This window comes from Streptomyces chattanoogensis, from assembly GCF_001294335.1.
GTDB classification, from domain to species: Bacteria; Actinomycetota; Actinomycetes; order Streptomycetales; family Streptomycetaceae; genus Streptomyces; species Streptomyces chattanoogensis.
This window is the reverse complement of the sequence record NZ_LGKG01000079.1, coordinates 136,086-149,926: the sequence shown is the minus strand read 5'-3', so window position 1 is coordinate 149,926 and position 13,841 is coordinate 136,086. Positions and strand designations below refer to the sequence as shown.

Below are 13,841 nucleotides of genomic sequence, written 5' to 3'. Positions count from 1 at the left end.
GCGGTCACCCTCCGATGAAGCGCACGGTTTCTGCCATGTCCGCCCGCCCGCTGCGCAGCCGTGGCCCACCTTCCTCCTCGAATCCCACCGAGACACCGCAGAACAACACGAGCCCCTCATCGGCTCCCACTATCTGGCTGACGGTTTCGCGATAGATCGTCCACATCACCTGGGGACAGCTGTGCAACCCTTCCGCCCTCAGCAGCAGCATGACCGTCTGCAGGTACATCCCCGCGTCCCCCCACTGTCCTGGCCCCATCGAACGGTCGAGGTAGCAGAACAGTACGACCGGGGCCCCGAACGCGTCCGAGTTCAAGGCGGCCATCTTCGTGGGCCGGGCGGCGTCGTCGCGCTTGATTCCCAGCGCTTTGTAGCGCTGGGCGGCCGCGGCGGAGAATCGTTCCCGATACGGCGAGGTCAGCTCGGCCGGATACATCGGAAACTCCCGCTCATCACCCGGGTCTCCCGCCAACACCCTGGCCGTCGCGCGCCTCTTCAGTTCGGCCAAGGGCTCGCCGGTCACGACATACACATGCCATGGCTGGAGGTTCCCGCTCGACGGAGCCCGGCCCGCTGCGGTCAGCACTCGTTCGAGTACCTCTTGGGATACCGGTTCATCGCTGAACGTCCGAACGGCCCGGCGGCTGTTCACGGCTTCGTACACATCCACGTCTTCTCGCCCTCCCCCTTCAACGGCAACTTCTCTCCACCATCTTCAGCACGATCAAGCGGCAGACACGGACAAGAGGCAGAGAGGTGACCCGGATCATATGTGGGTGTAGCTCCGGTTCCGGGAGGCCGGGCCCTGCATGGATGGCGTGTGCGAAGACGGTTTGGTCCCCGTCCGGAGTGCGGTGAGCGTGGGTGAGAGTACGGCAGCGGTCGAAGACGAACAGGGGGCGCTGGAAGGAAGCCATGAGACTGCGGACCGGTGCTGCTACGGCCTGACGGACGGCGTCGGCGGGCAGGCCGGGTTGGCCGAAGGTGCGTTCGCGGGCGGTGGTGGCCGGCTCGGTCATCTCGATGAACGACCACTGGTCGGCCACTTCGCAGCGGCTGCGGGTCAGCGAGGTCTCCCCTTCCTGCGGGGCAAGCAGTTCCGGGTCCGAATCGAAAGGTCGCATGGTATGTGTGTGATCGCGGAACTCGTCGGTGGACCATCGTCCGTCGGCGGGGAAGCGAGCGAGCAGAGACTCGGGAAGCCGGCCGGGCTGGGCAGACAGACTGTCAGGCTCGGCGACACTCAACCCGCGCAGGACCAAACGAGCCCGGGCGGCCGGACGGTCATCGGTCCGGTAGTTCAGTGTGATGCCCGGCCATTCACCCGCGTCGCTGACGGTCGTCCGTATCCCCATCCCCACGTCCAGCCAGGAGGCGTGAGCAAAGCAAAGGTCGGATGCCAGGCCGTCCAGGCGCAGAGTGCGCACGACGACGGTGCCGTGCTTGTGCACGAGGGTGGGACACGGCAGGAGGTGTTCGGCGAGGTAGCGGGCGAAGCCGTTGATAGCCATGTCCAGCAGGGCGCGCGGTCGCAACTGCAGCGGGCTGGACTGGGTGGTCCACAGCGGTTCGCGGAAGACGGTCTCGCTGCCCATATCCCCCCCCCCGCGATGGCCGTGAGGAACTCCGCCGCGGCCCGCATGCACCACCCCTCCGCTGCCGCCATCGACCGAGCGCTCTACGGCATACCGGCCGGCGCCCGGGGCGCCACCCCGCCCGGCAGCCCGGCCCTGGAGCGCATCCGGTGCATGCGCCGCACCATGTTCGTCATCCCCGCTCGACTCGCCCCGGCCATCCGGTCCGCGACCGTCCGCGACACGCACCGTCACCGCGCCGACGCCCTGACGCACCTGCACAAGGCGCTCGGCTGGGACGAGCACCGCTACACGGCCGCGGAGCGGGCCACGCTGGCGGCACTCACCTCGTGCGGCGAGTCGACCGCCGCCCAACTCGCCATCGCCATACCCGACTTGCGCAAGCAGATCGTGATCTCCCCCGGCAAGCCGTACGAGTCCCGGCAGCGCGTCAGTTCAACGATCCTGGGCGTGCTCGCCGCCGAGGGCCGTATCCGCCGGGCCCGCCCGGCAGGGTCCTGGACCTCCGCGCAGTTCCGCTGGGCCCCGGCCCAGCCCCTGCCGCAGATACCCGCTGTCGAGGCGAAGACCACCTTGGCCCGCCACTACCTCAAGGCGTTCGGCCCCGTGACGGCGGACGACCTCAAGTGGTGGACCGGCTGGAACCTCACCGACACCCACAGGGCCCTCGCCGCCACCGGCGCTCAGGCCGTCGAACTCGACGAAGCCGCCGGCTACCTCCTGCCCGAGGACCTCGACACCCGCCTCGACTCCCCCGAGCCCGCGGCGGCCCTGCTGCCCGGCCTGGACCCCACGGCCATGGGCTGGCGCCGCCGCGACTGGTACCTCGACCCCGACCACACCAGGGCCCTCTTCGACCGCAACGCCGATCCATCACCGCTGCGTGGGCGTTGCACGCTGGGTAAGGCGGTCGACGATCAGGCGACGGCCGGCTGAACCGTCAAGGTTCCTTCGGCGGTGTCGCTCGTGGCCTGAGTGCCGAGCGGGATGGTCGGAGGGTGGAGGCCGTGTCCGGCAGGGAGTCCGCCGAGAACAGGACCGCCCAGGCGCGTCAGCCGGTCGCGCAGTACATCGGCGATGCCCCATCCCCCCAGGGTTGGGTCACCGGCATCCTGGTCGAAGCCGAGGAACTGGCCAAGTGCGACACCGCGCAGCCTCTCCAGGGCCCCAGTACGGGTCAGCTGGGTCAGTGCGCGGTCGACCTCTCCCAGCCCTGTGCCTCCTGTTCGAGAAAGAGGATCGCCCCCTCAAGGCTCGGCAGACCGGCTCCCGCCTCGGTGCGGATCGCGTCCAGGTTGCCGCCGACCAAGACACCGGTCGCGGTGCCCTCGACGGTGACCGCCGCGCTGGCTTGGCTGGTGTCCCGGTGGATGATGACAGGGTCGGTGGTCATCAGCGCGCGGCGAAGGGCTTCGGCCGAAGCCGGCCCGGACCATTCGTCACTCCAGTTGACGAACGAGCCATGCAGCGAGCCAGGCCGCATCGCGCCCACCAGGCAAGGTGGAAGTGAGTGATGTCGCTGAAGCCGACCAAGGCTTTAGGGTCGCGCCGCAGGGCCTCGAGGTCCAGGTCGTCGACGATGCGGTAGGCGCCTTGCCGCCCCGGGTGGCAAGCACCGCGCGGACTCCCGGGTCACCGAACGCGAAGTTCAGGTCGAAGACGCGACCCTCATCTCGGCCAGCCATATACCCGCATTGATCGAACACGCGCTCGCCCAACTCGACCCGACGCCCCCATGACGTCAGCAGCTCGACGCCACGGGCGACTCCCTCGTGGCTGGGTGGACTGGCTGGAGAGACGATCCGCACCCGATCCCCGGGCCGTAACCGCGGCGACTGCACGGACTGATGACTGTCGCAGTTGTCCATGCCGGGATCCTCCTACACCCGCCGAGCCGAAGGTGGGCCGTCTCCATCAATCACCCATCGTCCACGCAGCCAGGCAGCCAGGCAGCCAGGCAGCCATCAGCGAACAGGCGACACCTGAACATGCGAGCCCGCCAGCCAAGCGCCGCCCGGCGGGCACAGTGCCAGCGCCGGCGTCTGTCCGCGGAACACCACGGCGGGTGTGTCGTCGCTCGTGAGGATGCGGATGCCGTTGCCATCGCGGTGAGCGACGACCACTAGCCAGAGTCTCCCGTCGTCATCCTCCTGCGACGCCGTGACATCCCAACCGGCTGCGCGGAGGAGGGAGGCCGCACGGGAGGCCGTCTCGGCAGCGGTGGCGGTCGCCGGACGATTGCCTTGGTACCCCGTCGAATAGTGGTAGCGCAGCGGCTCGCGCCCGTCGGCAACCTTCGGCTCGTCGAGGGACAGCCGGCGGAGGTGCACACGAATGGTCAAATCGGTGATCAGCGCGACCAGTTGCTTGCGCAGGGACCGGCCCAGCCGGTCCAGTTCGTCACGCGCTTTCGAAATCTCATCCACGCCGACCCCTTGGTCCTGGAAGGTATCAGAGGGCCGACTCTCGTGGCCGTGGTCGTGGCCGTGGCCGTCCCCAACGGCCGCCTGTCGGAAAGACCGTCACGCAGGCCGTTCGGCCTCCCCTGGACGACTGCCAGTCAGCTGACCCACCCGCGCTTGAGCGGCAACCAGGACCCGATCCAGGCCCCGCAGGCGCCCCGCCCATCCGATGATGTCATCAACCTGCCACAGGTTGGGGTGAAGCCCGACAGCGGCAAGGACTTGCCCATGGAGAGCAAGGCACCGGCCGCCACACGTGACGCCATCCACGGTCAGCAGGCGCCCCCATCGTAGATCACACTCGGCCACCGCCAGGCTGGTCCATGCCGAGAACGGGCGACAGTTGAATACGAGAGCCCACCAGTACCGAGGCCGGTCATGAACTGCTGCAACTGCTGGTGATCGATCCCCATGCGCTCGGCCATCGGCTGCATCGACTTCCGCCTCGGCAACCGGCGCGTCGCAGCGTGGCTCATCGCTCAATCCGGCAGTGACGTATGTGGTGTCGGGGTGGCCGACGTCACCACCGGCGACCTGCATCGCCGGACACTGCCCTAAGGGCTGTCCCGTAATCGGGGCACTTGGTCTCGACGTAGGGTGCGTGGAACGGTGCGCCGAGCACTGTTGGCTCGGCTGCAAGGGAGTGCATCGTTGGACCGGAACCCCACCTGTTGCTTCTGCCTCCTGATAGTCGATCTTGAACAAGACCGGGGAGCGACAGAGCTCCGGCTCAGCCCGGTTGAGTCGGAGCGCTCAAGTGGTGTGCGGCAATGGGTCTACTCACACTCAAGATGTCTGCGCGAGCGAGTCCACAGGGACATGGACCTGTGGTGGGAATACTGAAGTCAAAGCCTGCCCCGTCGCGGACCGCGTCGTGCAGCGCGGCCGGCACAGCAACCAGTAGAACAAATGCCCTGAGTTCAGTGGAGAGTGCCCGGTATCGGAGCCACCGAGCGCCAGGAGTCGAACACCGTGACAACCGCAGCGCTCGCCGTCTGGGAGGACTTCGACGTCATAGCGCACGCCCGCGACGGACAGGTCGCCGCGTCCGAGTCGGCCTCGCGTCTCGCTGAAGCGGCTCGGCTGGTTGGGGCGCCGGTGACTGCGGCGAGTGAACGTCCTCGTGGCCGACCACTGTGAGTTTCCCCGTGGGCTGCGGGCGTGCCACCACCACTACGACCGCTCCACCGCCCGCGAGGTCGGCATACACTCCGGGCTGAACTGACTGACCTTCAGGAAAGTCAGCATGGAGTCAGCATGAGTCCGACCAGAGGTTGTCACACATGACGGAACACGCGACCTGCAGGGTGCTCCCGAAGTCACCATTTTGAAGCACGGGCGGCCACTCAGGGCCGCCCAGCCCGGCTGGTGGCGGACGCACGCGTCGCTGATCCACTGACGACTCATAGCAGCAGTTCAGCGCACACGTCCGCGTGGTTTCAAAGATCCGTTCGGCAGCTTGGGGGCGGGGAGCCGATCGCCGTCGTAGCCCTTCACTTCGCCGAAGCGCGCACCATCCGCATCTTCCATCCAGGCCGAACGGGCCTCGACGATATCCTGGTGCGACCGCCCCACGAAGTTCCACCACATGACGATTTCTTCCTCGAAGGGGGTTCCGCCGAGCAGGACCGTCCGTGCGATGTCGTCCGAATCGTTTGTCAGCGTCAGCGCCTCGCTGCCTGGATGGGCGTAGCCCATCTCCGCGGGACCCACCAGGGCATCGTTCAGACGTACGTCGCCGTGGTCGACCAAGAGGCCGTGCTCGAAGCCGCGGTCCACGGCGAGCGTGACGGCCGCGCGCGGCTGGAGGAGGATCTCGGCGCCGATCAGGGGGGTGAAGGTCCGCACCGGGGAGACCTCACCTGCGAGGGAACCCAGGAAGACCCTGATCTCGGCCCCGTCGATCCGCACGGACTCGGGGGCGTAGTGCTGGAAGTCCCGTTCGGCGTTGCGGTGCTCCTCCGGCAGCGCCACCCACAGCTGGACACCGTGCAGGATGGAGGTCCGCGGCGTGGACACCTCGGAGTGGCAAATGCCGAAGCCGCCCGTCATGAGGTTCAGCTCACCTGGCCGTACGTAGGCGTGGCTGCCCAGGCTGTCACGGTGCTCGATCTCCCCGCTGAACAGCCAGCTCACCGTTTGCAGCCCGGTGTGCGGGTGCGGGGCTACCTCCATGCCACCCGTCAGCGAGACGTCGTCGGGGCCGTAGTGATCGGCGAAGCACCACGCGCCGATCAAAGTCCGGGCGCGCTGCGGCAGTGTCCGCCGCACGGTCATCGCCCGGGGGCCGCCGAGGGGCACCTCGCGTGCGGTCAGTACGTCCACCCGTGCCGCCTCGGCCGGCAGCACGCTGTCCGTCGGGGCGCCGCATCGCAGTTCCATGGGTTTCGTTTCGGTATTACTCACCGTGGCCGCCTCCCAGCCCGCACAATATTGTTCCAACTTCAACCATAACGGTGGACGGCGACACCCCCAGGGTCCACACCGCCCGCACGACAGGGATTGCGACGTCTTCCCGTCATGAGGGTCACCACCTGGGAAGACGCCGGAAGGGACGTCGCGGGGCCGAGCCACCGGCCGGCGGCGCTCGCGGGATGCGGATTCCTGTCGACCCGGGCGCCTCATCGACTGTCCGGCTCGCCGCCGGGACCATCTCCGCTCGAGGGTCTCCCGGTTAGCTCGTTCGGCAGCGTGTCCTCGATCCATACCCTCCGCGGATACGTGCGATCACTCTTGTCGATCTTGTACTTGCCCAGGTAGCGCTCGACGATCCTCGGCGGTCAACCTCTTGATCTCGGTGGCCTCAGCTACTACTTTGCGGTAGACGTCGACCCATGACCACCGAAAGGAGGCGACCAGCGGATGTACACCAGCTCTGATCTCGGTCGCCTCGCCCAGTGCACGGTCTGGGTTCCGGGTCGGATCGCGCACGGCTGCTGAGCACGCCGTTCTGATGTGCCCGTCCGTGGCACATTCCGGGTTTCTCGTCACCACCTTCCGGCACCTCGCTGTCGCGTGCCGTTGTGCGCCCGCTCCCCTCACGTGGCGCGTCTGAACACAGAAAGCTGCCTGAAATTGGCAAACATGATGAATCGACCGATCGCATACCGAAATGAAGGCTTGTCATGGTAGAAGCGCGGATCACGGTCAATGGGAAAGAGACACCGATTTCACCGGCTGCGCCTCACACCACTGCGCTGGATTTCCTGCGCGAGCGTGGCCTCACCGGCACCAAGGAGGGCTGCGCCGAGGGTGAATGCGGCGCCTGTTCGGTCCTGGTGGCCCGTCCCGGGGTGAACAAGCCCACCGACTGGGTGGCGGTCAACGCCTGCCTGGTCCCGGCCGCGGCGCTCGACGGTCAGGAGATCATCACCTCCGAGGGTCTCGCCACCGCCGGCGAACCCGGCATGGCGCCCACCCTGCACCCGGTGCAGGAGGAGATGGCGGTCCGCGGCGGCTCCCAGTGCGGCTACTGCACGCCGGGATTCATCTGCAGCATGGCCGCCGAGTACTACCGCCCCGACCGCTGCGCACACGCACACGCACACGGGGACGCACACCCCGACTCGGACTCGGCCGACAGCACCGACTCCGAGCACGGTCCGAACGGTTTCGATCTGCACTCCCTGAGCGGAAACCTGTGCCGCTGCACCGGCTATCGCCCGATTCGGGATGCCGCGTTCGCCGTCGGTACGCCCACCGACGAGGACCCGCTGGCGCGGCGTCGCGAGCAGTCCCCGCCCGCTCCGGTTGCCACGGAATACGCCCGGGACGACAGTGCGTTCCTGCGGAAGAGCAGCCTGGCCGAAACGCTGCAGGTGCTGCGCGAGCGGCCCGACGCGGTGGTGGTCGCCGGCTCCACCGACTGGGGCGTCGAGGTGAACATCCGCTCCCGCCGGGCGGATTGCGTGGTCGCCATCGACCAGCTGTCCGAATTGCGGGAGCTGCGCGTCGAATCGGACTACATCGAGATCGGGGCGGCGCTGACGCTCACCGAGATCGAACGCCGCCTCGACGGCGACGTCCCGCTGCTGGCAGAACTGTTTCCGCAGTTCGCGTCCAGACTCATTCGCAACGGTGCGACCCTCGGCGGCAACCTGGGTACCGGCTCCCCCATCGGTGACAGCCCGCCCGCGCTGCTCGCGCTGGAGGCGTCGGTGGTGCTCGCCGACGCCGACGGTGAGCGCGAGGTCCCGTTGGCGGACTACTTCACCGGCTACCGGCAGAGCGTGCGCCGTCCCGGCGAGCTGATCCGCGCGGTGCGCATCCCGCTGCCGCTGGCGCCGGCCACGGCCTTCCACAAGATCGCCAAGCGGCGCTTCGACGACATCTCCAGCGTCGCGGTCGCCTTCGCACTGGACATCGAGGACGGGATCGTCCGCAAGGCGCGCATCGGTCTGGGCGGCGTGGCCGCCACCCCGATCCGCGCCCTCGCCGCCGAGGCGGCCCTGGAGGGCAAGCCGTGGGCGACGGAGACCGTCAAGGCCGCGGCCCAGGTGCTGCAGGCCGAGGGCACGCCGATGAACGATCATCGCGCCAGCGCCGAGTACCGCTCCGCGATGCTCGGCCAGAGCCTGCTGAAGCTGTACGCGCAGACCACCGAGGCGGTGTCGTCATGAGCCAGTTGTCCGAGCGTCCCGAAAAGCCTGTTGTCGGCGTCTCGATGCCGCACGAGAGCGCTCACCTGCACGTCACCGGTACCGCGCTGTACACCGACGACCTGGTGTATCGCACCAAGAACGTGCTGCACGCCCACCCGGTCCAGGTCATGAAGGCCCACGGCAGAATCACCGCGCTGCGCACCGAGCCCGCGCTCGCCGTGCCCGGTGTGGTCCGCGTGCTGACCGGTGCCGACGTCCCCGGCGTCAACGATGCCGGGATGAAGCATGACGAACCGCTGTTCCCCGACGAGGTCATGTTCTACGGCCACGCGGTCGCCTGGGTGCTTGCCGAGACGCTGGAGGCGGCCCGGCTCGGTGCGGCGGCTGTCGAGGTGGAACTCGACGAACTTCCCTCTCTGGTCACGCTGCAGGAGGCGATCGCGGCCGACAGTTTCCACGGGGCTCGGCCCGTCATGCTGTCCGGCGACGTCGACGCCGGTTTCGCCGACTCCGTGCACGTGTTCACCGGCGAGTTCCAGTTCTCGGATCAGGAACACTTCTACCTCGAGACGCACGCGGCGCTGGCCCATGTCGACGAGGCCGAGCAGGTGTTCGTCCAGAGCAGCACACAACATCCTTCGGAGACGCAGGAAATCGTCGCGCATGTGCTCGGTCTGCACAGCCACGAGGTGACCGTGCAGTGTCTGCGGATGGGTGGCGGCTTCGGCGGCAAGGAGATGCAGCCGCACGGGTTCGCGGCCATCGCCGCGCTCGGCGCCAAGCTGACCGGCCGACCGGTCCGGCTGCGGCTCAACCGGACTCAGGATCTGACCATGTCCGGTAAGCGGCACGGGTTCCACGCCAAGTGGAAGATCGGTTTCGACGCCGACGGCCGCATCCAGGCCCTCGACGCCACCTTGACCGCGGACGGCGGCTGGAGCCTGGACCTCTCCGAGCCGGTGGTGGCCCGTGCCCTGTGCCATATCGACAACACCTACTGGATTCCCCACGCGCGCATCGCCGGTCGCATCGCCAGGACCAACAAGGTCTCCAACACCGCCTTCCGCGGCTTCGGCGGACCGCAGGGCATGCTGGTGATCGAGGACATCATGGGCCGGTGCGCGCCGCTGCTCGGCCTGGATCCGATGGAGTTGCGGGAGCGCAACTTCTACCGGCAGGGCCAGTCGACGCCGTACGGACAGCCGGTCGTTCGGCCCGAACGGATCTCCGCCGTCTGGCAGCAGGTCCAGGACAATGCCGGCGTCGCCGATCGCAAGCGCGAGATCGACGCCTTCAATGCCGCGCACCCGAACACCAAGCGGGCACTTGCGGTCACCGGCCTCAAGTTCGGCATCTCGTTCAACCTCACCGCCTTCAACCAGGGCGGCGCGCTGGTGCTGATCTACAAGGACGGCTCGGTCCTGATCAACCACGGCGGCACCGAGATGGGCCAGGGCCTGCACACCAAGATGCTGCAGGTGGCCGCGACCACGCTGGGCATCCCCCTGCACAAGGTGCGGCTGGCCCCGACGCGGACCGACAAGGTCCCCAACACGAGCGCCACCGCCGCCAGTGCCGGCGCGGATCTCAACGGTGCGGCGGTGAAGAACGCCTGCGAGCAGTTGCGCGAGCGGCTGCTGCAGGTGGCCGCCACCCAACTGGGTTCGCATGCCTCGGATGTGCGCATCGTCGAGGGCGTCGCGCGTACGCTGGGCAGCGACAAGGAGCTGGCCTGGGACGATCTGGTGCGCACCGCGTACTTCCAGCGGGTTCAGCTGTCGGCAGCCGGTTTCTACCGGACCGAGGGTCTGCACTGGGATGCGAAGACGTTCCACGGCTCGCCGTTCAAGTACTTCGCCCATGGCGCCGCCGCGGCTGAGGTGGAGGTGGACGGCTTCACCGGCGCGTACCGCATCCGGCGGGTGGACATCGTGCACGATGTCGGCGACAGCCTGTCCCCCATGATCGACATCGGTCAGGTCGAGGGTGGCTTCGTGCAGGGCGCGGGCTGGCTGACGCTCGAGGACATGCGCTGGGACGCCAGTGACGGGCCGAACCGCGGCCGGCTGCTGACCCAGGCCGCGAGCACCTACAAGCTGCCGAGCTTTTCGGAGATGCCCGAGGAGTTCAACGTCACGCTTCTGGAGAACGCCACCGAAGAGGGCGCGGTATACGGATCCAAGGCGGTGGGTGAACCTCCGCTGATGCTGGCGTTCTCGGTGCGAGAAGCCCTGCGGCAGGCCGCCTCCGCGTTCGGGCCGGGCGGGGTCAGCGTCGAGTTGGCCTCGCCCGCAACGCCGGAGGCGGTGTACTGGGCGATCCAGGCGGCTCGCCAGGGCGATGTCTCGCGGAACGGTGACGCCCGCAACGGGTCTGCCACCGACGACCACGCCGGAAACGGGCACGCCGCCAACGGCAGGATCCGAACCGACGCACAAGCGTTGAGCGGTGCCTGACATGACGTGGGTCGCCGCGGTCGCACGGTTGCGAGCACGCCGGGAGTCCGGCGTGCTGGTGACCGTCGCGACCGTGCGCGGCCACGCCCCGCGCAACGCCGGTGCGAAACTCGTTGTGGGGCAGACCGAGACGTGGGGCTCGATCGGTGGCGGCAATGTCGAGGCCGTCGCGATCGACCGGGCCAGGGAGATGATCGCCGCGGCCCAGCCGGAGCCGGAGCTGATCGACTTCGCCCTGAACGACAAGGTGACCAACCAGCATGGCGTGCAGTGCTGCGGCGGCACGGTCTCGGTGCTGCTCGAACCGCTGCCGGTGGCACGGTCGGTGGCGATCTTCGGCGTCGGGCACGTCGGACTGGAACTGGCACGCATTCTGGCACGTCAGGACCTCGACCTCCATCTGATCGACACCCGCTCCGACATCCTCACCAAGGAGCGGCTCGACGTGCTGGCAGACGCGGTGGCGCAGGTGCACGTGCATCACACGCCGCTGCTGCCCGAGGAGGTGCTGGCGGAGTTGCCGCGCGGCACCCACATCCTGATCATGACCCATGATCACGCCGAGGACGCCGCTCTGTGCGACGCCGCCTTGCGCACCGCCCATCTCGGCTTCATCGGGCTGATCGGGTCGGCGGCCAAGTGGGTGCGGTTCCGCAAACGCCTCGCCACCGAGGGCGGTCACGACGAGGCCACCATCGACCGGATCAAGACCCCGATCGGGCTGGCCGACATCACCGGCAAGGAGCCCGCGACCATTGCCGTGAGCGTTGCTGCCGATGTGCTGCGCCGCTTTGAAGCCGAGGGGAACTGACGCGCCAACCGGATCGAAGGGGGCCCCGCGCTCGTGCGAACGCACCCGTGCGGGGCGCCCTTTCGGCATGAATACACCCGTCACTTCAACAAGCATCGGCCCCACCGGCGCAGGACCAGCTTGCCCCTACGACCTGCCACCGGAGAGGACGGCGCGTCAGGTACGTGTCACAGGCTGAAAGAAACGGGCGGCCACGGTGCCGAGGCCGGAGGGACCGGAGGGGCCGATAAGGACTCTCGAACCCGCCTGCAGCATCATCTGCCCGAGACGACCACTCACCGCAGCCGGGTCCGCACCGGAGTACAGCCAGCACGAGATTCCGGCGTGGCGGAGATCGTAGGGCCGCTTGGCCGGCCCGCAGGCGAGCTCCCTGCCGGTCAGGGCGTATCTCCAAGCCCGCGCGTCGTGCCATAGGCAGAGGCAGCGGCAGTCCACGCCGCGCTCACGGAGACGGTCACTGCCGAGTGCATGCCTTCCCGGTGCCCCGGGCACCGCGCGCCGCGTTGCCTTGTTGCGCACTGCCGCGTTGTTCAGTCGCGCCCCTCAGCGTTTGCCTTCCATAGACCCCTCTGTACAAGGAAGTACCGATATGCTCCGGCCATCCCATATCGCTATGATCGGCACGCCTATGGTCGGCCATGTGCTGCCCAGCCTGGAGATCATCCGTGAGCTGGTGGCCCGCGGCCATCGCGTGACGTACGCCAACGCCGACCACGTCGCCGAGCTGATCACCCCCACCGGTGCCGAGCTGGTCCGCTTGGTCTCCACCTTGCCGGTCGCCGCCGGCGACTGGCCGCAGGATCCCATCGCCACCGCCTCCCTCTTCCTCGACGAGGCGATGGCCGTACTGCCACAGCTGCACGCCGCGTACGACGACACCCCCGCCGACCTCTATCTCTACGACATCGGCGCGTACGCGGGCCGCGCGCTGGCCGAGACGCAGGGCCGCGGCCTCGTCCAGCTGTCACCGACGCATGTGGCCTGGGAGGGTGCCCAGGAGGAGATGGATGCGGCGTTTGCCGGGCTGCCCGGAGGTCCCGCCCACCGGGCGCGGTTCGCCGCCTGGCTGGCCCGGTGCGGTGCGGTGACCACGAACGTGGAAGAGTTCACAGGTCGGCCGCGGCGGGTGCTGGCTTTGATCCCGCGCGCCATGCAGCCACATGCGGACCGGGTCGACACCAAGGCGGTGACGTTCGTCGGTCCCTGCTGCAGCGCCGGCGAGAAGCAGAGCGGCTGGATGCGGCCGGCCGGTGCGACGAAGGTGCTGCTGGTGTCGCTGGGCGGCTCGGCGTACCTCAGGCAGCGGGAGATCTACCGGCAGTGCGTGGCGGCCTTCGCGGATCTTCCGGGCTGGCATGTGGTGCTGCAGATCGACAGTGGCAGCGATCCAGGCCTGTTGGGGGAACGGATTCCTCCCAACTTCGAAGTGCTGCCGTGGGTCCTGCCGTTGACGATCCTCGAGCAGGTGGACACTTGGGTGACGCACACCGGCATGGGCAGCAGTGGCGAGGGCCTGTACGCCGGCGTGCCGATGATCGCGGTACCGCACGGGGCCGAGCAGTGCCTCTACGCCGATCGGCTCGTCGATCTGGGTGTCGCCCGTCGCATCGACCCCGCGGACGTCACGGCGGCGGCGCTGCGTACGGCCCTGATGGAACTCATCGGCGATCCACAGGTGGCCGCGCGCTCGGCATGGCTGTGGGCCGAGGTGCGCACCGAGGGCGGCACCCGTCGGGCCGTGGATCTGATCGAGGAGCAGCTGGTGGAGGAGCGGGTGGGCTGACAGCGCCGGGCTGCGATCACTGTCCTACGACGGCGAGGGCCGAACACGTACCGGCTGAGGTCGACGGTCGGGGGACGGAGCGCCCGGCGCGGACAGGCGGGGAATGGCGCGCCTTCCCCGACCCGGGGGTTCG

General features: G+C 68.4%; 11 protein-coding genes and 1 pseudogene. 5 read left to right on the top strand and 7 right to left on the bottom strand.

Translation table 11 applies throughout. The features are described from left to right. Positions 1-4: 4 nt before the first annotated feature. Both ADL29_RS10970 and ADL29_RS45060 read right to left on the bottom strand, forming a co-directional pair. Positions 5-670 (bottom strand): nitroreductase, encoded by a 666-nt coding sequence (locus ADL29_RS10970; RefSeq protein ID WP_053923477.1) that lies wholly within the window; start codon positions 668-670, stop codon positions 5-7. A gap of 19 nt (positions 671-689) precedes the next feature. Further along, positions 690-1,595 carry a hypothetical protein gene (locus tag ADL29_RS45060; RefSeq protein ID WP_053923476.1) on the bottom strand — a complete coding sequence of 302 codons (906 nt, stop codon included), beginning with the start codon at positions 1,593-1,595 and terminating at the stop codon, positions 690-692. A 15-nt stretch (positions 1,596-1,610) separates the two neighbouring features. Here ADL29_RS45060 and ADL29_RS10960 point away from each other — a divergent pair, with 15 nt between their 5' ends. After that, positions 1,611-2,531, top strand: coding sequence for a DNA glycosylase AlkZ-like family protein (locus ADL29_RS10960; RefSeq protein ID WP_053923475.1), 921 nt, complete (start codon positions 1,611-1,613; stop codon positions 2,529-2,531). Here the strand turns inward: ADL29_RS10960 and ADL29_RS46515 are convergent. The 5 genes and pseudogenes from ADL29_RS46515 to ADL29_RS10940 all read right to left on the bottom strand — a co-directional run bounded on the left by ADL29_RS46515 (position 2,513) and on the right by ADL29_RS10940 (position 6,463). Continuing rightward, the gene (locus ADL29_RS46515) at positions 2,513-2,749 is read right to left on the bottom strand and encodes a hypothetical protein (RefSeq protein ID WP_425424221.1); all 237 of its coding nucleotides are present in this window, start codon (positions 2,747-2,749) and stop codon (positions 2,513-2,515) included. The genes ADL29_RS10960 and ADL29_RS46515 overlap by 19 nt on opposite strands. Positions 2,750-2,781: 32 nt before the next feature. Next, positions 2,782-3,087 (bottom strand): hypothetical protein, encoded by a 306-nt coding sequence (locus tag ADL29_RS44485; protein WP_211274287.1) that lies wholly within the window; start codon positions 3,085-3,087, stop codon positions 2,782-2,784. Next, positions 2,988-3,463, bottom strand: a pseudogene (locus tag ADL29_RS46510) (LD-carboxypeptidase). The gene ADL29_RS44485 and the pseudogene ADL29_RS46510 overlap by 100 nt, the downstream one beginning before the upstream one ends. A 96-nt stretch (positions 3,464-3,559) precedes the next feature. Beyond that, the gene (locus tag ADL29_RS10950; RefSeq protein WP_053923474.1) at positions 3,560-4,021 is read right to left on the bottom strand and encodes a hypothetical protein; all 462 of its coding nucleotides are present in this window, start codon (positions 4,019-4,021) and stop codon (positions 3,560-3,562) included. Positions 4,022-5,473: 1,452 nt separating this feature from the next. Further along, a complete protein-coding gene (locus tag ADL29_RS10940; protein ID WP_053923472.1) occupies positions 5,474-6,463 on the bottom strand; it encodes a pirin family protein in 990 nt (329 codons plus the stop codon). Positions 6,464-7,182: 719 nt separating this feature from the next. Between ADL29_RS10940 and ADL29_RS10935 the strand changes: the two genes are divergently transcribed. From ADL29_RS10935 to ADL29_RS10920, 4 genes are all read left to right on the top strand, one after another. Continuing rightward, on the top strand, positions 7,183-8,676 hold the full coding sequence (locus ADL29_RS10935) for a xanthine dehydrogenase small subunit (RefSeq protein WP_053923471.1): 1,494 nt from the start codon (positions 7,183-7,185) through the stop codon (positions 8,674-8,676). After that, complete coding sequence (gene xdhB, locus ADL29_RS10930; RefSeq protein WP_053923470.1) at positions 8,673-11,114, top strand: xanthine dehydrogenase molybdopterin binding subunit; 2,442 nt, start codon at positions 8,673-8,675, stop codon at positions 11,112-11,114. Before ADL29_RS10935 ends, xdhB begins: the two co-directional genes overlap by 4 nt. 1 nt (position 11,115) lies before the next feature. After that, positions 11,116-11,925 (top strand): xanthine dehydrogenase accessory protein XdhC, encoded by an 810-nt coding sequence (xdhC, locus tag ADL29_RS10925; protein WP_107094939.1) that lies wholly within the window; start codon positions 11,116-11,118, stop codon positions 11,923-11,925. 613 nt (positions 11,926-12,538) lie between these two features. Further along, positions 12,539-13,708 (top strand): macrolide family glycosyltransferase, encoded by a 1,170-nt coding sequence (locus ADL29_RS10920; protein ID WP_053923468.1) that lies wholly within the window; start codon positions 12,539-12,541, stop codon positions 13,706-13,708. The last annotated feature ends 133 nt before the right edge of the window (positions 13,709-13,841 follow it).